Source organism: Sphingomonas faeni (assembly GCF_003053745.1).
Taxonomy (GTDB): Bacteria; Pseudomonadota; Alphaproteobacteria; order Sphingomonadales; family Sphingomonadaceae; genus Sphingomonas; species Sphingomonas faeni.
In genome coordinates, this window is the sequence record NZ_QAYE01000009.1 from 1 (window position 1) to 25942 (window position 25942).

The 25942-nt window shown below is 64.7% G+C and carries 19 protein-coding genes and 1 tRNA gene; 12 read left to right on the plus strand and 8 right to left on the minus strand.

Annotated features, from left to right (window positions below):
* Positions 1-165: 165 nt before the first annotated feature.
* Complete coding sequence (locus C8J25_RS15865; protein WP_107955381.1) at positions 166-675, minus strand: hypothetical protein; 510 nt, start codon at positions 673-675, stop codon at positions 166-168.
* A 507-nt stretch (positions 676-1182) separates the two neighbouring features.
* On the opposite strand from C8J25_RS15865, the gene C8J25_RS15870 reads away from it, so the two are divergent.
* The gene (locus C8J25_RS15870) at positions 1183-2154 is read left to right on the plus strand and encodes a hypothetical protein (protein ID WP_107955382.1); all 972 of its coding nucleotides are present in this window, start codon (positions 1183-1185) and stop codon (positions 2152-2154) included.
* A 35-nt stretch (positions 2155-2189) separates the two neighbouring features.
* Here C8J25_RS15870 and C8J25_RS15875 read toward each other — a convergent pair whose 3' ends face one another.
* Complete coding sequence (locus tag C8J25_RS15875; RefSeq protein ID WP_107955383.1) at positions 2190-3572, minus strand: DUF6538 domain-containing protein; 1383 nt, start codon at positions 3570-3572, stop codon at positions 2190-2192.
* Between the two features lie 179 nt (positions 3573-3751).
* Positions 3752-3838, minus strand: a tRNA-Leu gene (locus C8J25_RS15880).
* 112 nt (positions 3839-3950) lie between these two features.
* On the opposite strand from C8J25_RS15880, the gene C8J25_RS15885 reads away from it, so the two are divergent.
* The 6 genes from C8J25_RS15885 (at position 3951) to C8J25_RS15910 (ending at position 13249) form a co-directional block, all read left to right on the plus strand.
* Positions 3951-4904, plus strand: a complete 954-nt coding sequence (locus C8J25_RS15885; protein WP_107955384.1) for a complex I NDUFA9 subunit family protein — start codon at positions 3951-3953, stop codon at positions 4902-4904.
* Between the two features lie 58 nt (positions 4905-4962).
* A complete protein-coding gene (locus C8J25_RS15890) occupies positions 4963-5772 on the plus strand; it encodes an undecaprenyl-diphosphate phosphatase (RefSeq protein ID WP_107955385.1) in 810 nt (269 codons plus the stop codon).
* Between the two features lie 151 nt (positions 5773-5923).
* Positions 5924-7366: an NAD(P)-dependent oxidoreductase gene (locus C8J25_RS15895; protein WP_107955386.1), complete on the plus strand. Its 1443-nt coding sequence runs from the start codon at positions 5924-5926 to the stop codon at positions 7364-7366.
* A 20-nt stretch (positions 7367-7386) separates the two neighbouring features.
* Complete coding sequence (gltB, locus tag C8J25_RS15900) at positions 7387-11889, plus strand: glutamate synthase large subunit (RefSeq protein WP_107955555.1); 4503 nt, start codon at positions 7387-7389, stop codon at positions 11887-11889.
* Between the two features lie 351 nt (positions 11890-12240).
* The gene (locus C8J25_RS15905) at positions 12241-12915 is read left to right on the plus strand and encodes a glutathione S-transferase family protein (RefSeq protein ID WP_056054264.1); all 675 of its coding nucleotides are present in this window, start codon (positions 12241-12243) and stop codon (positions 12913-12915) included.
* Complete coding sequence (locus C8J25_RS15910) at positions 12902-13249, plus strand: tRNA-binding protein (protein ID WP_107955387.1); 348 nt, start codon at positions 12902-12904, stop codon at positions 13247-13249. Before C8J25_RS15905 ends, C8J25_RS15910 begins: the two co-directional genes overlap by 14 nt.
* A gap of 159 nt (positions 13250-13408) precedes the next feature.
* On the opposite strand, the gene C8J25_RS15915 is transcribed toward C8J25_RS15910, so the two are convergent.
* Positions 13409-14083 (minus strand): YiaD family glycine zipper/OmpA-like lipoprotein, encoded by a 675-nt coding sequence (locus C8J25_RS15915; RefSeq protein ID WP_107955388.1) that lies wholly within the window; start codon positions 14081-14083, stop codon positions 13409-13411.
* 195 nt (positions 14084-14278) lie between these two features.
* Here C8J25_RS15915 and C8J25_RS15920 point away from each other — a divergent pair, with 195 nt between their 5' ends.
* Positions 14279-15580 (plus strand): hemolysin family protein, encoded by a 1302-nt coding sequence (locus C8J25_RS15920; protein WP_056063992.1) that lies wholly within the window; start codon positions 14279-14281, stop codon positions 15578-15580.
* Positions 15581-15986: 406 nt separating this feature from the next.
* Here the strand turns inward: C8J25_RS15920 and C8J25_RS15925 are convergent, their stop codons facing one another.
* The 3 genes from C8J25_RS15925 to purD all read right to left on the minus strand — a co-directional run bounded on the left by C8J25_RS15925 (position 15987) and on the right by purD (position 19523).
* Positions 15987-17090, minus strand: a complete 1104-nt coding sequence (locus C8J25_RS15925) for an MlaA family lipoprotein (protein WP_244187156.1) — start codon at positions 17088-17090, stop codon at positions 15987-15989.
* Positions 17091-17259: 169 nt separating this feature from the next.
* Positions 17260-18063 carry a hypothetical protein gene (locus tag C8J25_RS15930; protein WP_107955389.1) on the minus strand — a complete coding sequence of 268 codons (804 nt, stop codon included), beginning with the start codon at positions 18061-18063 and terminating at the stop codon, positions 17260-17262.
* A 197-nt stretch (positions 18064-18260) separates the two neighbouring features.
* Positions 18261-19523 (minus strand): phosphoribosylamine--glycine ligase, encoded by a 1263-nt coding sequence (purD, locus tag C8J25_RS15940; RefSeq protein WP_107955391.1) that lies wholly within the window; start codon positions 19521-19523, stop codon positions 18261-18263.
* Here purD and xseA point away from each other — a divergent pair.
* From xseA to C8J25_RS15955, 3 genes are read left to right on the plus strand one after another with little or no spacing between them, the layout of a single operon-like run.
* Positions 19522-20946 (plus strand): exodeoxyribonuclease VII large subunit, encoded by a 1425-nt coding sequence (gene xseA / locus C8J25_RS15945; protein WP_107955392.1) that lies wholly within the window; start codon positions 19522-19524, stop codon positions 20944-20946. The genes purD and xseA overlap by 2 nt on opposite strands.
* Positions 20947-20959: 13 nt before the next feature.
* On the plus strand, positions 20960-21160 hold the full coding sequence (locus C8J25_RS15950; RefSeq protein WP_055881745.1) for a DUF2093 domain-containing protein: 201 nt from the start codon (positions 20960-20962) through the stop codon (positions 21158-21160).
* The gene (locus C8J25_RS15955) at positions 21157-21999 is read left to right on the plus strand and encodes a M23 family metallopeptidase (protein WP_107955393.1); all 843 of its coding nucleotides are present in this window, start codon (positions 21157-21159) and stop codon (positions 21997-21999) included. The genes C8J25_RS15950 and C8J25_RS15955 overlap by 4 nt, the downstream gene beginning before the upstream one ends.
* An 11-nt stretch (positions 22000-22010) precedes the next feature.
* Here C8J25_RS15955 and C8J25_RS15960 read toward each other — a convergent pair whose 3' ends face one another.
* The gene (locus C8J25_RS15960; RefSeq protein WP_107955394.1) at positions 22011-22532 is read right to left on the minus strand and encodes a hypothetical protein; all 522 of its coding nucleotides are present in this window, start codon (positions 22530-22532) and stop codon (positions 22011-22013) included.
* A 274-nt stretch (positions 22533-22806) separates the two neighbouring features.
* Between C8J25_RS15960 and C8J25_RS15965 the strand changes: the two genes are divergently transcribed.
* Positions 22807-25917 carry a TonB-dependent receptor domain-containing protein gene (locus C8J25_RS15965; protein WP_107955395.1) on the plus strand — a complete coding sequence of 1037 codons (3111 nt, stop codon included), beginning with the start codon at positions 22807-22809 and terminating at the stop codon, positions 25915-25917.
* Positions 25918-25942: the final 25 nt, after the last annotated feature.

The following is a 25942-nucleotide window of genomic DNA, read 5'->3' on the forward strand; positions in this document are numbered from 1 at the left end:
CGATAGTCTCGTCCGACATCACGGCCCCGTTCAAAGAGCTGCCATCAACCCGTTGAACGCTCCGCCTACAAGGCGGCCCTCAGACCGCGCTTACGGAAATCCGCCAATTTTCCTCTACCACTTTTTCCATTCCGTAAGAGAATGAATGCGGAAAGGGACACTCCGTTATCGGGGGCGGGCGAGCAGGCGAGTGTGTTGGTCGGACCATGGGTCTGGGACGATCCGACCTGCTTCGACACTCAACTCAATTTCGGTGCCATCTGGGTGCCATAGAAAGAAGCGAAGTAGAGGATCGCGGATGATCATAGACTCCCACACCCTCGCGCCATCGTGGGTTTGGTTCTCGTCCGAAGCGAGGCACTCGTTGCGTGAGGTCACCCACCACTCGATGATCTGCCGGGTAATGCGGTGCCCCTGATAGGCCGGATCAACAATGGTCTTGCCAATATGCCGGTAAAGAAGGGGCTCTTCCGGCCCCCATGTGTTCATCACTGCGACGAGTTCCTCGCCGTCGAAAGCGCCGACATATTCGGCATCGAAGATGCCACGACCGACGCGAACATCGAGTGCCACAGGCTCGGCAGCAACGGTCGTGATCACACGATTCCATGGACGAGGGAACTTGAACCGATATTCGGCGATGAACTGCGTCTGCGAACTGGACCGGGTGACCATGGGCAGTCCCTACCATTTTCTTGACGCATTACAGAACTGGAGCGATTCGTTCTTAAATGACCAAACGCATCGCCCTCTACACGCGCTTGTCGCATGACTCGCCAAGCGACCGAACCGGCGCGGTGAACTCGTCAGGACTCGAATCTCAACAGACCTTGGGCGAGGCAAGGCAAGACCCACGCGATCATGCCGACCTCGACCACCCCGCCTGCTCCGATCCTCTTCCGGGCACCAGCACTTCTCAAGTGCTTGAAATCTCTCGGGGATCGTCCACGAAACGGTCCCCAGAGAGCATCTGCTACCCCAAACTGCTACGGGAAAATGGCCCATCGTCGGGCCGAAAATCCCGGAAAACCGTCCGTATTGTCGGCGGTGAGGGAGGCTGAGCGCCAGCTTGCCCTCTTGTCGTTTCAAAGCCGGTTCACAAATGAGCTCAACGGATGCTTGCGTCATTGTCGCTTCAAAAGACGCACCCATGGGGTAGATGCTTTAAGAAGGGGAATACTGATGCCATCACTTTACGATAATGCCGTCGCCTCTATTCGAATGGGAGTGGAGGACTATCGGCAGCAGGACACCCAGCGCGATGTCTCGGCAGTGAGAAACTTCTATGCGGGCGTCCTGCTTTTAGCCAAAGAGCTACTCATCCGCAGCGCGCCCAAAGCCTCGCCCGATTTGGTCATTGCTGCCAAAATAAAGTTGTCCCTCAATGCTAGCGGGGATGTGATCGCCGTCGCGGACGGGAAAAACTCGATTGATTATGGCGCGATACATGCACCACTGAAAGAGTTTGGACTTTTGATAGATCGACAGGCGCTGGATGGGCTGCAATCTATCAGAAATGATCTCGAGCATAAGGCTTCGGCTCACTCACCCGCTGTCATCCGATCGGCAATTAGCAGCACCTTCGCCGTAGTCACTTCGCTATTTCGTCAATTAGAGGAAGACCCGGCCACCGCACTCGGTGAAGAGTGGCAGGTCATGTTATCGGAGAAAACGGTTTACGATGGGGAGTTGAAGGCAGCGCGGGACACACTCTCCAAGGTGCGATGGTTCTCTAACAGCATTGAAGGTTCCAAGTTTCGTTGTCTCGAATGCGACTCGCGTCTGATCGCGCAAATGGATGCCGATAACGATGACCAAGCCGCAGTCGCGTTCAAGTGCCGGTCCTGTAGCGCGGAGCCCGATGGCGCGGACCTGATTGAAGACGCGATAGAACAAATGTTCGGCGGCGACGCCTACCTTCGCGCCAAAGAAACCGGTGAAGAAGGTCCAATATATCAGTGCCCTGCTTGTGAACGACAGACCTTGCTCGAAACGGACGAGGCTTGTGCGAACTGCAACGAGCCGATCGATTACGAATCAACCTGTCAGTTGTGTGGCGAACACATCCCGCTGTCCGATTACCTTGATGGTATTGATGGTGGACTTTGCTCCTACCACTCGTGGCAGGCGGACAAGGCGATGCACGACGATTGAGTAGCATGCCCAAGGCTGGGTTTGCCCCTTGAAGATTACATGCAGTGCCGGACATCCACCTGATCGAACGACAACCTACGCACGGCTTCATCGAGTGCATCGACCCGATGGCCGCTACCATAGTTCTCATGGACGGCTGTCCGGGATGCTCCAGTAGTCCACCCGCCAAGAAGCAACGTGATGTCGTGGTCGGTCCGTGCGGCGCGTAGCTCGTCCCTGAAGTTGTGGCGGAACGAATGAAATGAGGTGCGAGTCCGCTGCGCGCCGCAGGCGCGGAGGAACTGCGTAAACCACTTACTGAAAGCGACTGGTCGCGATCCTGTCGATCCTGTCTCGATGTCATCGAATAGCTTTTTCTCTCCAGCCCTTCGTTTTGCCTCGGCGAAGCGGAGCAGCCCGCAGTCGATGAGCATCGGATGGACGGGAATGAGCCGGTCGCTGGCGGTGGTCTTCAACTGCTTATCGGTGCTTCCGACGAGGGACCGCTGGCTTACCACGATACAATCGACGCCATCGACGGCTCGGATGTCGGTGGTATCAAGTTGGCAAATTTCGCCCAGTCGTGCGCCAGTGAACAGAGCGATTAAGGGCACCCAGAACCGCGCGTTGCGCGGTCGCTGATTTCCGACCTTATTATAGCCGCGCTCGCCATCGACGCAGCCACGATAGAGTGGCGCATTGAAGATCGCGTGAAGCTGGTCGCGTTCGAAAGGCAAACGCTTGTCCCGCTTATTGACCGGATCGGGCAGGCGCAGGCCTCGGGCCGGGTTGCGGGCCAGCAGTTCCTCATTGACCGCCCAGTTGAGGAAGCTGCTCAAGTTCGACATCAGCGAGTTGGCGTTTGCCGCGCTGATGATCTTGATGTTGCTGCGTAGGCGCGCGCGCTCAGCCGCCTCGCGCGGCGAAAGCTTGGGAAAAAGCTTTCTTGCGTTGGCGGGAAGAAAACGCAGGACATCGAGCATGTCGCGGCACTGCGCACGCGAGATCGACGCTATCGGGACTGCTTCCCCTATCATGGCGACCGCCAGCTTTCGGCCCGTCTCATACGCTTCCCGAGTGCTGGCAGTCCATGCGTGCGTCGGGTCGTTGATGTAGTTGCTATACGCCTCGGCCAACGTAAGCGGGCTGTCGGGCTGGGCCTGCTCAGCGGGCAACGACGCGATAGGGACCGATATCGCGTGGTTGGCGGGATCGTCGTCCAACGGTCGGATGAGCATTGCATCAATCGGCAAGCCCGCCATCGCGCGGGCATTTTCGATCTCTATTTCGATCCGGGCCTTGACCCCCGGCAATCGGCGCAAGGCGACAGCGAGACTATCGGTGCGCAGCGAACGCCAAATTTCGAGGCGGTTCAGCAGACGCTGAGCGTCAACAGGGATCGTGTGCCGGTAGTAGAGTTTCTGCCCGCGTCGAAGCACGCCATGGGGTAAATCCCGTAGCAGCTTACCGTAGCAAACACCGCCGACAATACGGACGGTTTTCCGGGATTTTCGGCCCGACGATGGGCCATTTTCCCGTAGCAGTTTGGGGTAGCAGATGCTCTCTGGGGACCGTTTCGTGGACGATCCCCGAGAGATTTCAAGCACTTGAGAAGTGCTGGTGCCCGGAAGAGGACTCGAACCTCCACGACCTTGCGATCGCCAGCACCTGAAGCTGGTGCGTCTACCAATTCCGCCATCCGGGCACGGGGTAGGAGGGCGCCTCTAGGGGAGGGTCGCGATGCTTGTCAACACGCCTCTTGCTGGGGCAAGGGGTTATTCGTGATTGGCAGGCTAAACAAAGTGGACGGACGCGCGATGAACGACAAACTGGTGACGCTGATCGGGGGTGGCGGTTTCGTCGGCCGCTATGTCGCACAGGCGCTGCTGGCAACGGGCGCGCGCGTCCGCATCGCGCAGCGCGATCCGCGGCAGGCGTTCTTCCTGAAGCCGCTCGGCGGGCTCGGCCAGACGCAGTTCGTCGGTGCCGACGTCACCAAGCCCGAGACGATCGCGCATGCGGTGCACGGCTCGGACGTGGTCGTGAACCTGGTCGGCGTGCTCGCGGGCGATTTCCAGCGCGTTCAGGCACTCGGTGCGCAGACCGTCGCACAGGCGGCGGCGAAGGCCGGCGTCGGCGCGCTGGTGCACGTCTCGGCGATTGGCGCGGATCCCGAGTCTGCGTCGGCGTACGGCAAGTCGAAGGGGCAGGGCGAGGCGGCCGTGCTCGAGGCGTTCCCAACTGCGACGATCCTGCGACCGTCGATCGTGTTCGGTCAGGAAGACCAGTTCGTGAACCGCTTTGCCGGGATGATTGCCAAGGCGCCGGTGGTTCCGGTGTTGCGCGCAGGCGCGAAGTTCCAACCCGTGTTCGTCGGCAACGTGGCGGACGCTGTGGTCGCAGCGGCGTCCGATCCCGAGACGTTCGGCGGCCAGACCTTCGAGCTCGGCGGCCCCGACATCATCACGATGGGCAATCTCATCCGCTGGATCGCCAAGACAATCGGTCGCAACCCTTCGATCGTCGAGCTGCCGGACTTTGCCGGGGCGCTGATCGCCAAGGGCGGCTTCCTGCCGGGCGCGCCGATCACCAAGGACCAGTGGACGATGCTGCAGACCGACAATATCGTCACCGGCGCCGATGGCCTTGCCGCGTTCGGGATCGAGGCGACGCCGCTGTCGACGGTCGCGCCGGGCTGGCTGGTGCGCTTTCGCAAGGCCGGGCGGTTCGGTCGTCGCGCCGAGACGCATGCGGAAGTCCATGTCGCCTGATCCTGCGCGTGCTACCTACCGCTGACACTGCCCTGACCTACCGCGCCGGAGCTCCCGCTTGACCGAACTTCTCACCGTCATCCTCCTCGGCATCGTCGAGGGGATCACCGAATTCCTGCCCGTCTCCTCGACCGGGCATCTGATCCTCGCGACGCGGCTGCTCGGCTATGACGCGGGGCGCTGGGAAGTGTTCAACGTCGTCATCCAGCTCGGCGCGATCCTCGCGATCGTCGTGCTGTACTGGCGGACGTTCTGGGCGGTCGGCATGGGGCTGTTGAAGCGTGAGACGAAATCCTGGCTGTTCCTGCGCAACCTGGTGGTCGCGTTCATCCCGGCGGCGGTGATCGGCCTTGCGCTGCACAAGCATATCGAGGCGCTGCTCGGGAATGCGGAGGTCGTCGCGATCGCGCTGATCGTCGGCGGCTTCGCGATCCTCGCGGTCGAGCGGTTCGCGCCGCGCAGCGACATCAGCGGCGTGGCGGACATCCCCCTGAAGACGGTAATCGGTATCGGCTTTCTCCAGTGCCTCGCGATGGTCCCTGGCGTCAGCCGCTCTGGTGCGACGATTCTCGGCGCGCTGGCGCTGGGCGTCGAGCGGCGCACGGCGGCCGAGTTCAGCTTCTTCCTCGCGATCCCGACGATGCTGGGGGCGAGCGCGCTCGAACTGCTGAAAAACCGCGATGCGATCGCTAGCGGCGGCGGTGTCGGGCTTGGCGCGATCGCGATCGGCGCTGCGGTGTCGTTCATCGTCGCGCTGCTGGTGGTGAAGTGGTTCGTCGGGATCGTCACCAAGCACGGGTTCGTGCCTTTTGCCTGGTACCGGGTAGCTGCCGGCTCGGCCGCGCTGGTCTGGTTGCTCAGCAAGTAGGTCCATTTCGGTATCAATAAGGCTTGATGAGAATTGTTCTTAGATAATTTGATTGAATTGATCGATTAATACGACAGCAATGCTGGCATAATGGTCGATTTCAAGGTGACAAGCTTCCGATGGCGCAATAACGCGGCTGTCGGAGGCATGTATGGCGAACGATTCGATGCTAAAGTTTGTCGGGCGGGAGCAATCCTATCCGGCAAAGCGCACCGCGGATGAGCGGCAGGAGGATTTCCGTGAGATCGCGCAGCGATACGCGGTCCAGCCTGCCGAGGAGCAGGCCGGGCGCTGTTCGCAGTGCGGCGTGCCCTATTGCTCGGTCCATTGCCCGCTGCACAACCATATTCCCGACTGGCTCAGGCTGACCGCGGAAGGGCGGCTGCGCGAGGCCTACGAGTTGAGCAACGCGACGTCGACCATGCCCGAGATCTGCGGCCGCATCTGCCCGCAGGACCGGCTGTGCGAAGGCAATTGCGTCATCGAATTCACCGGGCACGGCGCGGTCACGATCGGCTCGGTCGAGAAGTTCATCACGGATACCGCCTGGGAGAATGGCTGGGTCGAACCGCTGGTCCCCGGCAAGTCTCGTGGGCAGTCGGTCGGCGTGATCGGTGCCGGCCCGGCGGGCCTGACCGCAGCGGAATATCTGCGCGGGCACGGCTATGACGTCCACGTCTACGACCGCTACGACCGCGCAGGCGGGTTGCTCACCTATGGCATCCCCGGCTTCAAGCTTGAAAAGCCGATCGTCATGCGGCGCGTCGAGCGTCTCAAGGCCGCCGGCATCGTCTTCCACGAAGGCTTCGCGGTCGGCAGCGACGCCAGCCTCGACGATCTCCGCCAGCGCCACGACGCGATCCTGATCGCGACCGGTGTCTACAAGGCGCGCGCAATGGACCTCCCCGGCGGCGGATCGAACGGCGTGGTCGCCGCGCTCGACTTCCTCGTCGCGTCAAACCGCAAGGGCTTCGGCGACGCCGTCCCCGCCTTCGACGATGGCAGCCTCAATGCGGAGGGCAAGGACGTGGTCGTGATCGGCGGCGGCGATACCGCGATGGACTGCGTCCGCACAGCGATCCGCCAAGGCGCCAAGTCGGTGAAGTGCCTCTACCGCCGCGACCGTGCCAACATGCCCGGATCGCAGCGCGAAGTCGCCAATGCCGAGGAGGAAGGCGTCGAGTTCGTCTGGCTGTCGGGCCCACAGAGCTTCGACGGCGGTGACGTCGTGTCGAGCGTCAAGGTCCGGAAAATGCGTCTCGGCGCGCCCGATGCGAGCGGCCGCCGCGCCCCCGAACCCGATCCCGCGGGCGACTATTCGGTGAATGCCGATCTCGTCATCAAAGCACTGGGCTTCGACGCCGAGGACCTGCCGACGCTGTTCGCAACACCGGAACTGGGCGTGAGCCGCTGGGGCACCGTGCTGGTCGATGGCAAGACGCTGATGACCTCGCTCGACGGCGTGTTCGCGGCAGGCGACATCGTCCGCGGTGCAAGCCTGGTCGTATGGGCGATCCGCGACGGCCGCGACGTCGCCGCGACGATGCACAAATGGCTGAAGACCAAGGCGGCCAACGCGAAGGTGGCGGCATGAGCAACGAACAGGGTTACCCGATGATCGATCAACGCGCCCATCTTGCCGAGCACGGCATGTATCGCCCCGAATTTGAGGGCGATGCGTGCGGCGTCGGCCTCGTCGCCGCCACCGACGGTCGCGCGTCGCGGCGCGTCGTGCAGTCTGCGGTCGATGCGCTTAAGGCCGTTTGGCACCGCGGCGCGGTCGATGCGGACGGCAAGACTGGTGACGGCGCAGGCCTGCACATCGACCTGCCGCTGCGCTTCTTCGACGACGCGGTCGCAGCCTCGGGCCACAAGGTCCGGCCGAACCGCCTGGCCGTCGGCATGATCTTCCTGCCACGCACCGATCTCGGCGCGCAGGAGGATTGCCGGACGATCGTCGAGAGCGCGATCATCGAGGCGGGCTACACCATCTATGGCTGGCGCCAGGTGCCGGTCGACGTGTCGGTGATCGGCCAGAAGGCGCAAGCCACGCGCCCCGAGATCGAGCAGATCATGATCGCCGGGCCCTTGCCCGAGGAGCAGGACGCCGCGGAGTTCGAGAAGACACTGTACCTCGTCCGCCGCCGCATCGAGAAGCGCGTGATCGCGGCGCAGATCCAGGGCTTCTACATCTGTTCGCTGTCGTGCCGCTCGATCATCTACAAGGGGCTGTTCCTCGCCGAATCGCTGTCGGTCTTCTACCCGGACCTGTGCGACCAGCGCTTCGAAAGCCGCGTCGCGATCTTTCATCAGCGCTATTCGACCAACACCTTCCCGCAATGGTGGCTGGCGCAACCGTTCCGCTGCCTCGCGCATAACGGCGAGATCAACACGATCCGCGGCAACAAGAATTGGATGCTTAGCCACGAGATCCGCATGGCGAGCCTCGCGTTCGGCGACAATTCGGAGGACATCAAGCCGGTGATCCCCGCCGGCGCGTCAGACACCGCCGCGCTGGACGCGGTGTTCGAGGCGATCTGTCGCTCGGGCCGCGATGCGCCGACCGCCAAGCTGATGCTCGTCCCCGAAGCCGCCAGCCCGGACATGCCGCCCGAGCATACCGCGATGTACCAGTATCTCGCCTCGGTGATGGAGCCATGGGACGGCCCCGCCGCGCTGGCGATGACCGATGGCCGCTGGGCGGTCGCCGGCATGGATCGCAACGCGCTGCGGCCGCTCCGTTATACGCTTACCTCCGACGGCCTGCTGATCGTCGGGTCGGAGAGCGGCATGGTCGTCGTCCCCGAATCGACGATCGTCGCCAAGGGGCGGCTCGGGCCAGGCGAGATGATCGCGGTCGACCTCGACGAAGGTCGCCTGCTCCAGGATCGCGAAGTGAAGGATCGCATCTCGGGCGAGGCGGATTACGCCGCGATGATCGGCGAATTCCACACGCTCGCCGACCTGCCGTCGGTCGAGGACGCGATCGTGCGCTACGACCGTGCCGAGCTCGCACGTCGCCAGGTCGCGGCGGGGCAGACGATGGAGGACATGGAGCTGATCCTGTCGCCGATGGTCGAATCCGCGAAGGAGGCGATCGGGTCGATGGGCGACGACACGCCGCTCGCGGTCATCTCGGACAAGCCGCGGCTGATCAGCCAGTTCTTCCGCCAGAACTTCTCGCAGGTCACCAACCCACCGATCGACCCGCTCCGCGAGCGCCACGTGATGTCGCTCAAGACGCGGTTCGGCAATCTCGCCAACATCCTCGACGTCCGCGACCAGCGCGAGCGCGTGCTGGTGCTCGATTCGCCGGTGCTGACGGGCGAGCATTGGTCGCGGTTGAAGGCGCATTTCGGTAATGCGGTTGCCGAGATCGACTGCACGTTCGACGTCGGCGGTGGCCCGGAGAAGCTCCGCGCGGCGATCCAGCGGATCCGCAACGAGGCGGAGCAGGCCGTCCGGCAGGGCAAGAGCGAGATCTTCCTCACCGACGAGGCGATCAGCGAAGACCGCGTCGGCATCGCCGGCGTGCTCGCGGTCGCCGCCGTGCACACGCACCTCGTCCGCCGAGGCCTACGCTCCTACGCGTCGATCAACGTCCGCACCGCCGAATGCCTCGACACGCATTATTACGCGGTGCTGATCGGCGTCGGCGCGACCACCGTGAACGCCTATCTTGCCGAAGCCGCGATCGTCGATCGCCAGTCGCGCGGGCTGTTCGGCGATCTCGACCTCGCCGAATGCCTCCGCCGCCACCGCGTCGCGGTCGAGGAGGGGCTGCTCAAGATCATGTCGAAGATGGGCATCGCGGTCATCTCGTCGTACCGCGGCGGCTACAACTTCGAGGCGGTCGGCCTGTCGCGCAGTCTCGTGAACGACCTGTTCCCGGGCATGCCCGCCAAGATCAGCGGCGAGGGCTATGCCTCGCTCCACGTCAACGCGACCGACCGCCACGAAGCGGCGTTCGACCCGGCGGTGGCGATGCTGCCGATCGGCGGCTTCTATCGCCAGCGCCACACCGGCGAGACACACGCCTATTCCGCGCAGCTGATGCACCTGCTGCAGACCGCGGTCGCGACCGACAGCTACACCAGCTATCTGCAATTCTCGCGCGGCGTGTCCGATCTGCCGCCGGTGTACCTGCGCGATCTGCTCCAGTTCAACTTCCCCGCGGAAGGCGTGCCGGTCGACCAGGTCGAGGCGATCACCGAAATCCGCAAGCGCTTCGTGACGCCGGGCATGTCGCTCGGCGCCCTCTCGCCCGAGGCACACGAGACGCTGGCGATCGCGATGAACCGGATCGGCGCGAAGGCCGTCTCGGGCGAAGGCGGCGAGGACAAGTCGCGCTTCGTGCCCTACGCGAACGGCGACAACGCCAACTCGTCGATCAAGCAGGTCGCGAGCGGCCGGTTCGGCGTCACCGCCGAATATCTGAATGCGTGCGAGGAGATCGAGGTCAAGGTCGCACAGGGCGCCAAGCCCGGCGAGGGCGGCCAGCTGCCCGGCTTCAAGGTCACCGAGTTCATCGCCAAGCTGCGCCATGCGACGCCCGGCGTGACTTTGATCTCACCGCCGCCGCACCACGACATCTACTCGATCGAGGATCTCGCGCAGCTCATCTACGACCTGAAGCAGATCAACCCGCGCGCCCGCGTTTGCGTGAAGCTCGTCTCGTCGGCGGGGATCGGCACGGTCGCGGCGGGTGTCGCGAAGGCGCATGCCGACGTGATCCTGATCGCCGGCCATGTCGGCGGCACCGGTGCCTCGCCGCAGACGTCGATCAAGTACGCGGGCACGCCGTGGGAAATGGGCCTGTCGGAGGTCAACCAGGTGCTGACGCTCAACGGCCTGCGCGGTCGCGTGCGGTTGCGCACCGATGGCGGGTTGAAGACCGGTCGCGACATCGTGATCGCGGCGATCCTGGGGGCGGAGGAGTTCGGGATCGGCACGCTGTCGCTGGTCGCGATGGGCTGCATCATGGTGCGGCAGTGCCATTCGAACACGTGCCCGGTCGGCATCTGCACGCAGAACGACGCGCTCCGCCAGAAGTTCGTCGGCACGCCCGAGAAGGTGATCAACCTGATGACCTTCATCGCCGAGGAAGTCCGCGACATCCTCGCGCGGCTCGGCGTGAAGAGCCTCGACGACGTGATCGGGCGCACCGAATTGTTGCGGCAGGTCAGCCGCGGGGCTGAGCATCTTGACGATCTCGACCTGAACCCGATCCTGGCGAAGGTCGATGCGGATGATTCGCAGCGCCGGTTCTCGCTCTCGACCTTCCGCAACGAAGTCCCCGATAGCCTCGACGCGCAGATCATCAAGGACGCGTCCGCGGTGTTCTCGCGCGGCGAGAAGATGCAGCTGACCTATTCGGTGCGCAACACGCACCGCGCGGTCGGCACGCGGCTGTCGAGTGAGATCACGCGGAAGTTCGGCATGTCGACGCTGGCGGACAACCACGTGACGATCCGTCTGCGTGGGTCGGCGGGGCAGTCGCTCGGCGCGTTCCTGTGCAAGGGCATCACGCTCGAAGTGTTCGGCGATTCGAACGACTACGTCGGCAAGGGGCTCTCGGGCGGCACGATCATCGTTCGCCCGGCGGTGAGTTCACCGTTGGCGAGCCAAGACAACACGATCATCGGCAACACGGTGCTTTATGGCGCGACATCGGGCCGGCTGTTCGCGGCGGGGCAGGCGGGCGAGCGCTTCGCGGTCCGCAACTCGGGCGCGATCGTGGTCGTCGAAGGCTGCGGCGCGAACGGGTGCGAGTACATGACCAACGGCATCGCCGTAGTGCTCGGCGGGGTCGGCGCGAACTTCGGTGCGGGCATGACCGGGGGGATGGCGTTCGTCTACGATCCCGATGGCGTGTTCGCGAAGCGGGCTAACCCCGAGAACATCACCTGGGACCGCGTGAAGTCGCTCCACTGGGCGGACGTCTTGCTCGATCTGGTCCGCGATCATGCGGATCACACCGACAGCAAATGGTCGAAGGGCCTGCTCGAGGACTGGGACCGGGTGGCGGGCCATTTCTGGCAGATCGTGCCGAAGGAAATGCTGACTCGCTTGTCGCACCCGCTGGACGACAGCGCGGAACTGGTCGCGGCGGAATAACCCCCACGCACGAGCTCCCCCCCGGTGAAGGCCGGGGCCCAATTGGAAAGTTCGCAGTAACGAAGCGCCGTCCTCCGTTAGCGACGTCCCCCAATTGGGCCCCGGCCTCCGCCGGGGAAGTTTAGTATGGAGCAGGGAAGTAGATTTGTTCGCGCAGAGGCGCAGAGGACGCGGAGGGGGTTTCGCCCGGAACGGGCTACTTGCACTCCAACGCGCGTTGCTGAAATGCACGCTTCGCGGCGTACGCAACACCTCCGCGCTCTCCGCGCCTCTGCGCGAAACCAAATCTTCTTACTCGACGACCAACCCGCGCTAGTGACACACCCGCCCCCCACCGCCTAAACGATGGGCATGTGGCAGCTTTATCAATTCCCCCTGTGTCCCTTTTCGCGAAAGGTGCGCCTGCTGCTGGGCGAGAAGGGGGTCGGCTACGAGCTCGTCCGCGAATCGCCGTGGGATCGCCGCGACGAGTTCATGGACATGAACCCCGCCGGCCAGACCCCGGTGATGGTCGACGCGTCGCGCGGCGTCGCCCCGCTGATCGATTCGATGGCAATCTGCGAATTCTTCGAGGAAACCGTCGAAAAGGCGGCGATGATCAACGGCACCGCGACCAACCGCGCCGAGATCCGCCGGCTGGTCACGTGGTTCGACACGCATTTCTACCGCGACGTCACCGGACCGCTGCTCCACGAACGCATGGTCAAGCGCCTCGCGCACCGCACGGCGCCCGACGCGAAGGGCCTGCGCGAGGCGATGAAGGCCGCGGTCGGGCATCTCGACTACATGGATTACCTGCTCGATCACCGGAACTGGCTTGGCGGCGCAACGATGAGCCTCGCCGATCTCGCCGCCGCCGCGCAGATCTCGGTCACCGATTATCTCGGCGGGATCGACTGGAAGGGCCACGACCAGACTGCCCGTTGGTATCGCGGCTTTAAGAGCCGTCCGAGCTTCCGCCCGCTGCTATCCGAGCGGATGGAGCTGATCTCACCCCCGGCACACTACGATAATGTCGATTTCTGAGCTGATCGCGTATCCGGATTTCGAGAAGGTCGACATCCGCGTCGGCACGATCGTCGAGGCCGAACCCTTCCCCGAAGCACGCAAACCCGCGATCAAGCTGCGGATCGATTTCGGCGACGAGATCGGCATAAAGCGTTCGTCCGCGCAGATCACCGAGCATTATACGCCGGAAACTTTGGTCGGCCGTCAGGTCGCCGCGGTCGTCAACTTCCCGCCGCGCCAGATTGGCCCGATGATGTCCGAAGTCCTGACGCTCGGCTTCCCCGATGCGGATGGCAAGGTGGTCTTGATTTCGCCGACTGCTGGCGTCCCCAACGGCGGGCGGCTGTTCTGACCACGCTGTCATCCCCGCGGAGGCGGGGACCCATACTGGCTAGCCTGTCGACTAGAACCGCCGATCCCCGAGGATATGGATCCCCGCCTGCGCGGGGATGACGATGCTTGGGGAGGGGAGGGCCGACAAACCGATCAGCGTTCGCAGCCCCCAAACCCCTTACTGGCGCAGGTCGTTCTGCGTGATCGGCACGATCTTCACCTCGACGCGACGGTTTGCAGCCCGCCCGGCATCGGTGTCGTTCGACGCGATTGGCTGCGTCTTGCCGTAACCACGCGTACCGATACGTGCCGCCTGCACGCCGTGGCCCGACAGATAATCCGCGACCGACCGCGCACGGCGCTCCGACAGCGTCTGGTTGTATGCATCGCTGCCGGTCGAATCGGTATGGCCGTACACGTCGACATAGGTCTGGTTGTACTGCGCCAGCGTATCCGCGACCTGGTCGAGCGTCCGCTGGAACTGCGGCTGCACGTTGGCGCTGTCATACGCGAAGGTGATGCCCGACGGGATGTTGAGCACCAGATCGTCGCCCTGGCGGATCACCTGCACGTCGGTGCCCGCGGTACGCGCGCGCAGGTCGCGCTCCTGCTTGTCCATGTACGCGCCGATGCCCGCACCCGCGAGACCACCGATGCCCGCGCCGAGCAGCTTCTCGGTCCGGTCATGCCGACCACCGACCACGTCGCCGAGCAGATAGCCGCCAAGCGCACCGCCGATACCGCCCAATGCGGTCTTCGAAATCGTCTGGCGACCGGTCTCCGGATCGGTGGTGCAGCCGCTGGTGGCGATCAGTGCCGCGATTGCAGCGCCTGCGAACATCTTGGTTTTCATAGATAATCTCCCTGAGACATGACTAATGACGGCTTCGCGCCCGATATGCCCGATAACCCGGTGTCGCGACGATTGTTCCGCCTGCGCACTGAACCGAGCCTGACCATCTTCGCGTTCCGATGTCGAGTATGCGCAAGCCAGTACGTAAGGACGGTTGTGCGACGGACCGTTGTCCTGCAAAGAGCGCCTGAGCCAATGGCACCGCTTCCCCCCTTCCCCTGGATCGACGTCGCGATCATCCTCGCGCTCGTCGCGTTGAACGGCGTGTTCGCGATGAGCGAACTCGCGATCGTCTCCGCGCGGAAAGCGCGGCTCGAGGCGATGGCGCGCTCGGGCAAGAAGGGCGCGCGCGCCGCGCTCGTGCTCGCCGCCGACCCCGGCAAGTTCCTGTCGACCGTCCAGATCGGCATCACGCTGATTGGCATCCTCGCAGGCGCGTATTCGGGCTCCAGCCTCGGCATGCCGACCGCCGCGCGGTTGCAGGCCTGGGGCCTGTCCGCGTCGACTGCGGAGACCGCCGGGTTCGCGATCGTCATCGGCCTCACGACATACGCGTCGCTGATCATCGGCGAGCTCGTCCCCAAGCAGTTCGCTTTGCGCGCGCCCGAGGCGATCGCGTCGTTCATGGCGCCGGTGATGCGCTGGCTCGCGATCGGCACCGCACCGATCGTCTGGGTGCTCGATTCGACCAGCGCCTTGATCTTCCGCGCGCTTCGGCTCAACCGCGAGTCGGAAGAGCACGTCACCGCCGAAGAGCTCCACATGATCGTCGCCGAGGCGTCGAAGTCGGGGATCATCGAGGAGCATGAGCGGTCGATCATCTCGGGCGTCGTCCGCCTCGCGGATCGCCCGGTGCGCGAAGTGATGACGCCGCGGACCGAGATCGACTGGCTCGACTGCGACTGGGGGCCCGACGAGATTCGCGAGACGCTGCTCGCATCGCAGCACACCCGCCTGCCGGTCGGCGAAGGCTCGATCGATACGGTCAAGGGCGTCGTCCAGGCGCGCGACATCGCCGCCGCGCTGTTTCGCGGCGAGCCGATCGACCTGCGCGCACTAATGCGGAAAGCGCCCGTCGTGATCGACCAGATCGACGCGATGGACGCGCTGCTGGCGCTCCGCGAAGCCGAAGTGCCGATGGCGCTGATCCACGACGAATACGGTCATTTCGAAGGCATCGTCACGCCCGCCGATCTGCTCGCGGCGATCGCCGGCGAGTTCAAGTCGGACTCGGATCCGGACGATGCGCCTTCGGTGGTGGTCCGCGACGACGGTTCGTTGCTGGTGGCGGGGACGATGGCGGCGGATTCGCTCGCTGACCGGCTCGGCATCGACCTGCCCGAGGACCGCGACTACGCGACCGTCGCCGGGCTCGCGCTGTCGGTGTTCCGTCACCTGCCGGGCGAGGGCGAGAGCTTCGTCGAACAAGGCTGGAAGTTCGAGATCGTCGACCTCGACGGCCGCCGCATCGACAAGCTGCTGGTGAGCGAAGTCTGAGGGCTTAATTAACTGTCGAGGAAGGTACTCCCGGATCTACCTTGGGGAGCACCACCCCGGCGAAGGCCGGGGCCCAATTGGCAAGGCTGCAGTAACGAAGCGCTACCCTAGTTTACGATGTCCCCCAATTGGGCCCCGGCCTCCGCCGGGGTGGTGGTCAATTGGGAGACTTGTTTCCTACTTGAGGACTCGTTTCTCTCACGCCGGGGACGTGCTGAGCTCCACCGTCCGTTCGTACTGAGTAGCCGCTGAGCTTGTCGAAGCGGCGTATCGAAGGACAGGTTGGCGCGCGGAACTCATGCTTCGATACGAGCTCTCGATATGCTCCTGACGGAGCTACTCGGTCTCTACTCAGCACGAACGGGGAGGGGAGGGCGGCGGGAGACCGTTAGGCTACATCCACTTTTTACTGACCGGTGTCGGCCGCCGGCTTCGCATCAACCGCCGGCGTCGCGACCTCCGGAGCCTCCATCGGCACCTCCGAAACCGGCCTAGCCCCAGGTTCCAGGTCGCTCGGCACGAACGGCACCACGCTCGGCGGCGGCCCCGACATTCCCGCCGGATCGCCTTCGACGCGCCCGTGGAGGTGGTCGATCTCCGCCTGCCGCCGGTTGAGATAGAATGACCGCGTCGCCGCATACGGATCGGGCGAATTGTCGTGCAGGTCCTTCAGCGTCTGATCGAACTCAGATCGGTGATCGAGCGCACCCAGGATACCCGCGGGGATCGCGTACGCCGTGCTGGTGAACGGCTTGCCGATGGCGACCGGCAGGATCAGGCGATCGACCGCACCGCCCAGCAGGTCGCGGATTGTCGTCGGTCCGACCAGCGGCAGGAACAGGAACGGTCCGTTCTTGACGCCGTAATAGCCGAGCGTGTTGGCGAACCCGTTCGACCGCCGTGGCAGGTGGAACGGCTTCTTCTTGGCCATGTCGAGCACGCCGGCCACGCCGATCGTCGTGTTGATCGCGAACCGCCCGACCGTCTCCGCGGCCTTGCCTGGCTTGAACTGGAGCAGGAAGTTCAGGAAGACGATCGGCTCGCGCAGATTGTAGAGGAAATTGTGGATGCCGCGTCGAATGGGGCTCGGCACGGTCTTCTTGTAGGTCCGCGCGACCGGGCCGATCACCGCGTCGTCGACCTTCTGCGTCACTGCGAACGATTCGGCATTGACCGCGCGCAGCGGATCGCCCGCAGTTTCCTTGCGGCCGGTGACGATAATGTCGTTGGGCGTCCGCTGGGCGGGCGGAGTCCCCAACGGAGCGGGACCGACTGGCGGAATGTCCTGCGTCGGCAGCCCCTGGGCGAAAATCTCGATCGCCGGAAGCGACGCGGCCAGCGCAAGCGGCGAGACCGCCATCGCCGCGACTGGCTGGAAGTCATCCGCGAACGGCGACACTACCGCGCCGGGCAGCGCCACGCTCGCACCGACGCCGGGCAACGCTATCGGCGCGGCCGCCACGTGAACGGGGGCAGCCGTCAACAGCATTGCGCTCATCGTTACCAGCATGTGCACTCATCGCCCTGTTATCGGCCGCTCTCCTACATCGAGATGCGACGCGCCTGACATGCCCGTCGGCGCGCGTGGAGCATAGAGCCAATCGTCATCCGCGGGTGCGGATCGAGGTTAACCGATCGCGCGATGCCCCGTCCCGATCCGTCTGGAGCGAAGGCGTAGCTCAGAGCTTGCCGAACACTGCCTCGAAGCCGGCCTTGTCGCCAGCCGCCAGCAACCGCGCCTGCTCGATCCAGCGATCGCGACCCATCCGCCCGGTAAAGTTGCCAAGCTGCGCGTCGATGCGCTGCGCCTCGCTGTCCGACAGCGCTGCCATCTCGCCCACTGTCGAAACGCCGAGCGCGCCTAGCTGTGCGGCAACCTTCGGCCCCAGCCCTTTCAACTGCGTGACGGGCCCGTCCGCATAGGACGGCGCCGGTGCTGCCGGTGCGATTGGAGCGTCTGCAGGCGGCGCTGCGGGTGCGAGAGCGGCAGTTTCGGTCGCCGGACTCGCCACCAAGGGCGACGCAGCGGCGATCGGTTCGTCGGCCAGACGATCGGGCGTTTCCACCACGTCGTTATCGCGCGAAACCGGCGCTTGTTCGGGGGCACCGCTTACGGGCGGTAAAGGCCGGGTCTGCTCCGGCCGGGTCGGTTCAGGCCGGGGCGGGGCAGGCTGTGGCGAAGCGGGCGGCGGAGCGATGGGAACGGGCGCGCTTTGCGTTTGCGCTTGCGATTGCTCCGTCTTGCGCTCCTGAACAGGCTTTGCCGAGACCGGCTCGGGCGGAACGCCAGCCTCCTCCGCGTTGGCGATCACGTCGTGCACGGCCTTGGTGCGGCTACGCTTGGCCCGAATGCCCCAGATCAGGCCGATCACGACCAGGATCGCCACCACGGCGATGATCGTGAAGTGGATCGCCGTCAGCGTGGCGATGCCGTCGGGCAGCAGGCTCAGGCCCGAGGCGGAGGTCGCGGAAGTTTCGTTCATTCCCATACCGTAGCGTCACCCGCGAAGGGCGGCGAGACCTAATTGGCCAGGCGGACTTGTCTGATCCTCCCCCGTCAGGGGGAGGTGGCACCGAAGGTGACGGAGGGGGAGGACACGGAACAGAGGTTGCCCTTTCCTCCCTCTCTGTCTGGCAAGCGCCAGCCACCTCCCCCTGGCGGGGGAGGATCAGGCGTGCATCACCCGCGCGCGATCTCGCGCCAGCCGATATCGCGGCGGTAGAAGCCCTCCGCAAAGTCGATCGCCTCGACCGCGCGATACGCGTTCGCCTGCGCCGTCGCGACGGTGTCGCCGGTCGCCGTCACTGCCAGTACGCGTCCGCCCGATGCGACCAGCCCTCCGTCCTCAAGCCGCGTGCCTGCGTGGAACACCGTGCCGCCCGCAGCCCGCGCGGAATCCAGTCCGACGATTGATCCGCCGGCCTTGGGGGTCCCCGGATACCCCTCCGCCGCCATCACCACCGCCAACGCGGTCTCGTCGCTGAACTGCGCCGCGGGCATCTCGCCGAGCCGCCCCTCTGCGGTCGCCAGCATCGTCGCCAGCAGGTCGCCCTGGAACCGCATCATCAGCACCTGCGTCTCGGGATCGCCGAACCGAGCATTGTACTCGATCAGCTTTGGTCCTTGCGGCGTCAGCATCAGCCCCGCGTACAACACGCCCGAGAACGGCATGCCTTCCGCCGCCATCGTAGCGACGGTCGGCGCGACGATCTCGTCGATCGCGCGCTTCTCCAGCGCCGGCGTCAGCACGAGCGCAGGGCTGTACGCGCCCATACCGCCGGTGTTCGGCCCGGTATCGCCTTCGCCAACGCGCTTGTGATCCTGCGCGGAGCCGAACGGCATCAGCGACACGCCGTCGGTCAGCACGAAGAGGCTCGCCTCCTCGCCCTCCAGGAATTCCTCTATCACCGCCTCGGCTTCCCCGTCCGCGAACAGCGCGTCGAGCGCGGCATCGGCCTCGGCCGCGCTGAACGCGATGACGACGCCTTTTCCTGCCGCGAGCCCGTCCGCCTTAATGACCACCGGCAGCGAGAAGGTGCGGACGAGGGCGATATCCGCCTCTTCGCGGCTCTTCACGCGGACATAGCCCGCAGTCGGGATGCCGGCACGCAGGCACAGGTCCTTGGTGAAGCCCTTCGACCCCTCCAGCTGCGCTGCCGCCTTCGACGGTCCGAACACGGGGATGTCCGCCGCGCGGCACGTGTCCGCCAGCCCATCGACCAACGGCGCCTCGGGCCCGATCACCACCAGCCCGACGTCATGCTCGCGCACGAACGCGACGACGGCGGCGTGATCCGTCGCATCGAGCGGCACGAGCGTCGCAACGCGCGCGATCCCGGGGTTGCCCGGCGCGGCATACAGCGTATCGAGGCCGCGAGATTGCACCAGCTTCCACGCGAGCGCATGTTCGCGCCCCCCCGAGCCCAGCAGCAGGACGTTCATGCCCGATCCCTTTTCCGATGATGTGTCCAGCGACATGGGGCGGCTGGTAGCCGAGCCGGTCGCCGGCGACAACGCACTCGCCATGTCGGTCGGCGAACTCGCCTTCAAGCTGAAGCGGATGGTCGAGGGCGAATTCGGCCATGTCAGGCTGCGCGGCGAGATCTCGGGATGGAAGCGTGTCGCTTCCGGGCATTGCTATATGTCGCTCAAGGACGACCAGGCGGTGATCGACGGCGTCATCTGGAAGGGCAACGCGTCGAGCCTCGCCTTCGTCCCGCAGGACGGCATCGAGGTGATCGCGACCGGCAAGCTCACCACCTATCCCGGCCGCTCGAAATACCAGATCGTCATCGAACGGATGGAGCTGGCGGGCGCCGGCGCGCTGATGGCGCTGCTGGAGAAACTGAAGGCCAAGCTCGCGGGCGAGGGGCTCTTCGACGGCACGCGGAAAAAGCGGCTGCCGTTCATGCCGAAGGTGATCGGCGTCGTCACCTCTGGCACCGGCGCGGTAATCCGCGACATCCTCCACCGGCTCGAGGATCGCTGCCCGACCCACGTCATCGTCTGGCCGGTCAAGGTGCAGGGCGAGGGTTCCGCCGCGGAGATCGCCGCCGCGGTCCGCGGATTCGACGCGATTCAGCCCGGCGGCCCGGTGCCGCGCCCAGACCTCGTGATCGTCGCGCGCGGCGGTGGCTCGGTCGAGGATCTCTGGTCATTCAACGAGGAGGTCGTAGTCCGCGCAGTCGCCGCCTGCACGATCCCGATCATCTCCGCCGTGGGGCACGAGACCGATACCACCTTGTGCGATTTCGCCGCCGACCTGCGCGCGCCGACGCCGACCGCCGCGGCCGAAATCGCGGTGCCGGTGCTCGCCGACCTGCGACTGACGATCGACAGTCACCGCAACCGTACCGAGCGCTGTGCGCGGCGTCATGTCGAGCGCGGTCGCGAGCGGCTCGATGCGCTGGCGCGCCTGCTGCCGAAGCGCGACCAGTTACTCGGGCCGCAACGCCAGCGCGCAGACGATTTCGGCCAACGGCTGGACCGCGGGCTCGAGCGGCGGCTGACCCTTGCGCGCGGCAGTCTCGATCGCTCGGGCGCCGCCCTGCGTCCGGCAACGTTGGAGCGCAAACTCGAAGCCAAGCGCGCGCAGCTCGATGCGACGTGGCGCCTGGTCCAGTCGCTCAACCCCGACGCGATCCTCGACCGCGGCTATGCCCGCGTCACCGCGCGTCCCGGTGGCGAAACGCTCGCCTCCGCCAAGTCGGCGCGTGACGCAGGAACACTCACCCTCCACTTCCGCGATGGCGTGGTAGACGCGGTAACGGACACCGGCCTTGAGCGCCCCGCCGCCAAAACCTATGCTGCCCCCAAGGCAAAGCCAGCGCCCGACGCGCCGCCACGCCAGCCCACCTTGCTATAAAAGAAGACCCGCAATGCTGATGTCCAACTCCGACCGCGCCGCACGCCTGCACTATATGGCCAACGGTTTCCGCGTGCTCAGCCCCGGCGACCACGTCGCCTGCGCCGCCACCGGCCACCGCATCGCGCTCGAAGACCTGCGCTATTGGAGCGTCGCGCGCCAGGAAGCCTACGCCACCGCCGCCGCCGCCAGCGAAGCGATGGCGCCACGATGATCCGCGCGGCGGTGCTCGTCTTGCTGGCTGCATCCGGTGCCGCCGCCCAGCAAGCACCGCTCTCGAATACCGCGTCCCAGTCCGCCTTCCGCTGGACCGGCACGCTCAGCCAGGGCGGGCTGATCCTCGGCACCGCGCCCACCGATACCCGCACGCTCATGCTCGACGACAAGCCGGTCGCGCTCTCCCCCGACGGCCGCTTCGTTGCCGGATTCGACCGCGATGCAGCGCCGCAAGCATCGCTCGTCGCAACACTCGCCGACGGTCGAAGAGTCACGCAAAGTCTCGCGATCGCGCCGCGCGCATGGCGGGTCGAGCGCCTGAACACCCTCCCGAAATTCCCCGCGCCCGACCCGGTCTTCGCCAAGCTCCGCCCGCCCGAACTCGCGCAGATCGTCGCCGCCCGCGCGCGCAATACCGACGCGCAAGGCTGGCGGCAGTCCTTCGCATGGCCCGCTACCGGTCGCATCTCCGGCCTGTTCGGATCGCAACGCGTCTACAAAGGCGAACCCGGTAGCTATCATTCAGGCACCGACATCGCCAAGCCAACCGGCACGATCGTCACCGCTCCCGCCGACGGCGTCGTAATCCTCGCTGCGGATCACCCCTTCACGCTGGAGGGCAACCTCTTGATGCTCGACCACGGCATGGGCCTCAACAGCGCCTTCCTGCACCTATCCCGCATCGACGCGAAACCCGGCGATCACGTCCGCCAAGGTCAACCGATCGGCGCCGTCGGCATGACCGGCCGCGCCACCGGTCCCCACCTCCACTGGGCATTGCGCTGGAACGACGCCAAGCTCGACCCAATGCTGGTGGCGGGTGTGATGCGTCCGTAGGTGACGAGCGCTCAGTTCAGGCGCTTCGCCTTCACACTTGGCTGGCCGCCCACGCTCAGCCTAAAACTCCCCAAGGCTCCGCGCTTGATGACGACTTTATCGTTTGCCCGTGGACGCCGCGCGATTGTGTAATCATCCGTCTGGATCCATCGCGCGCCATCGGCCAATTGGAAACTCCATCGGCCAGCGCCGTCTACCGACGCGCCGGCGAGAGTCGTCTCGATCTGCGGCAGGTCGTTGCCGTTGCCGAACAAGCCGGTATCGGGCAGCGTGATCCCGAACAGATTTCGGCGCGTTTCGCGAACCTGTTGCTGGTCGATGACGACGACCGCTTGATCGGCCTCCGCGGTATCCAGCGCCGCCACTGAGTGATCGAAGCAGGCCAGCCGCGCCAGTGGCTCGGTCACGGTGCGGCATTGCGTAACGGCAACCAGCAGCGGGGACCGCTCCGCCTTGCGCGGCTTGGATGCCGCGGCCGCCGGATGCAGCGCCATGATCATCAAGCTTGAAATTGCCAAAATCGTGATCCGCATGAGCGTCCTACATCGTTAGCGAGAAGCGTCGGAATAGGCAGCGCCGGCCGGAGCGGCAAGTCCATCACATGCAGCATTCCGTTACGGCATCGTCCCGAAATTGTGGCCATTGGGTAACATAACTGTCGTAATGCGACGAGTGGCAGCGATCCTGTACTTTTCTTTTGGACAAGGCAGCTCTGACTTGCGAAATCGCCGCCAGCTGCGGTCGGGCGACCGCACAATAGATCGTATCGGCCGGAAACGTTCGCTGATATTAAAGGGATAGACCACCATGCGAAACCATATGTTTCGAGACTGCCTGCTCGCGTCGACGATGATCGCGGGCGCCGTGACTGCATTGCCGGTCTACGCGCAGACCACCCCAGCACCCGCACCGCAGGGCACGACGAGTGACGACGGTGCAGCATCGACCACGCCGGCGATCTCCAACACGCCTAGCCAGGATCCCGCAGCCGCCGGCACCGCGGGCGGCGGCGATATCGTCGTCACCGGTTCGCGCATCTCGAACCCGAACTTGACGTCGGCGAGCCCGATAACGGTCGTCAATGCTGCAGACATCAAGCTGCGCGGCGCGACGCGTATCGAGGACGTACTCAACAGCCTGCCGTCGTCGTTCGCGACGCAGACCTCGTCGGTATCGAACGGTTCGACCGGTACCGCGACGATCAACCTTCGCAACCTCGGTGAATCGCGCACGCTGGTGCTGGTCAACGGCCGCCGCCTGATGCCGGGCAACCCGTCGTCGAGCAGCACGGCCAGCGCCGCTGCCGACGTCAACATGATCCCGGCCTCGCTGTTGAAGCGCGTCGACGTGCTCACCGGCGGCGCGGGTTCGGTCTATGGTTCGGACGCCATCGGCGGCGTCGTCAACTTCGTGCTCGACACCGATTACGAAGGTTTCAGCGTCGATACCTCGGGCGGTATCTACAACCACAACAACCGCAGTGAGCGCTTCCAGGCACTGTCGGCGGCGAGCGGCAACCCCGCCCCGAGCGGCCAAGCGTTCGACGGCACGCAGTTCGACATCAACTTCAAGGTCGGTGCCGGCACCAGCGACGGTCGCGGCCATGTCGTCGGCTACGGCGGCTACCGCAAGATCGGCGCGATCCTGCAGGGTTCGCGCGATTACAGCTCGTGCGGCCTGAACACCCCGGGCGCCGGCGGTAATGACTATGTCTGCGGTGGATCGCCAACCGCGTTTCCGGCCAACTTCACGCTGGGCGATGCGAGAGAGGGCGGTCCGCCGACCGGTTACACGCTGAACTCCGCAGGTCAGCTCGTGGCGGGGCGTACGCTCTACAATGCCAACCCGCTGAACTACTACCAGCGTCCCGACAAGCGCTACACGGCTGGCTTCCTCGCCAATTATGAAGTCAGCAAGGCGTTCAAGCCTTACGCCGAATTCATGTTCATGGACGATCGCTCGACCGCCCAGATCGCGCCATCGGGTAATTTCAGCAACACCACGGTTCTGAACAGCAACAATCCGTTCCTGTCGGCGGCTCAGCGGGCGACCTTCTTCCGCGACACCAATCTGGTTCGGGATGCGAACGGCAACGTCATCAACCTGACGAACCCCGATGGTACTCAGTATCAGCAGGCGAGCGTCCAGATCGGTCGTCGCAACGTCGAGGGCGGCGGTCGTCAGGCCGATCTCCGTCACACCCAGTATCGCTTCGTTGCGGGTGCACGCGGCGACATCGACAAGGGCATCTCGTACGAAGCGTACGGCCAGTTCGGCAGCACCGTGTTCAACCAGGTGTATCGCAACGAGTTCTCGGTTTCGCGCACGACCCGCGCACTCGACGCGATCACCGACACACGTCCGGGTTCGGCCACGCTTGGCCAGGCGGTTTGCCGCTCGGTCGTCGACGGCACCGATCCGAACTGCGTCCCGCTCAACATCTTCGGTTCCGCGGGCATCACCCCGGCGGCACTGGGTTATGTCCAGACCCCAGGCTTCCAGTCGGGCGAGAACAAGGAAAAGGTCGTCAACGCGTCGATGACCTTCAAGGGCGGTGAATATGGCGTCCAGTCGCCGTTCGCCAGCGAAGGCATCGCGCTGAACGTTGGTGGCGAATATCGCAAGGAGTCGCTCGTTCTCGAAGTCGACAATGCCTTCCTGAGCGGCGATCTCGCCGGCCAGGGCGGCGCGACGTTGCCGATCCGTGGCAGCTACGACGTGAAAGAAGTGTTCGGCGAACTTCAGGTTCCGCTCGTCAGCGATCGCCCGTTCTTCAATGAACTGACGGTCAATGGCGGCTACCGCTATTCGAGCTACAGCACGGCGGGTTCGGCGAACTCGTACAAGGGCGAGATCGTCTGGGCGCCGATCTCCGATATCCGCTTCCGCGGCGGCTATAACCGCGCGGTCCGTGCTCCGAATACGCAGGAACTGTTCGCAACCCAGTCGGTGCAGATCGACGGTGCAACCGATCCTTGCGCTGGTCCGCGCGTCAATGGTCTCGTCAATGGCAATACGGCTGCACAATGTGCGCTCACCGGTGTCGCGGCAAACCAGTTCGGTCTGGTTCAGCCAAACGAGTCCGAGCAGTATAACGGCCTGCTGGGCGGCAACCCGAACCTGAAGCCCGAAAAGGCCGACACGTTCACCGCTGGCGTGATCCTGCGTCCTTCGTTCCTGCCGGGCTTCAACCTGTCGGTCGATGGTTTCCGGATCAAGCTGAAGGATCGGATTGGCGTCATCGGCGCGGATACGACCATTGCACAGTGCCTTGCGACCGGTGATCAGGCGCTCTGCAGCCTGATCAAGCGCGGTACCAACGGTACGCTGTTCCAGGGTACGAGCGGTTACATCATTGATACCAACGTCAACGCTGGGTCACTCTTGACTCAGGGCATCGAGACGTCGGCCGGGTATACCTACCGTTCGGACAGCATCGGCACGATCGGGCTTTCGTTCAACGGCACGTACGTCGACAAGTTCACGTCGGACAAGGCCGGCGCGAAGTTCGACTGCGCGGGCCTGTACGGCGCACAGTGCGGCTACCCGATGTCCAAGTGGCGTCACCAGGCTCGTATCTCGTTGACCACGCCGAACGGCATCGGTCTGTCGGGTAACTGGCGCTATCTGTCGGCCACCAAGTTCGAGCGTACCAGCAGCGATGCCGATCTTGCGGCTCCGTTCTTCGTCAACGACGCTCGCGTGAAGGCACAGAACTACTTCGATCTCGCCGCAACGGTGCGGGTCGCGGACAAGTTCACCTACCGCATGGGTGTCAACAACATCCTCGACAAGACGCCGCCGATCCTCAGCGCGACGGCTTCGCCGATCGGTTCGTTCGGCAACGGCAACACCTACCCTGGCATCTACGAAGCTATCGGTCGCTACCTGTTCGTTGGTCTGACCATCGACATGTAATCGATCCTACGGGACCAAGAAAAAG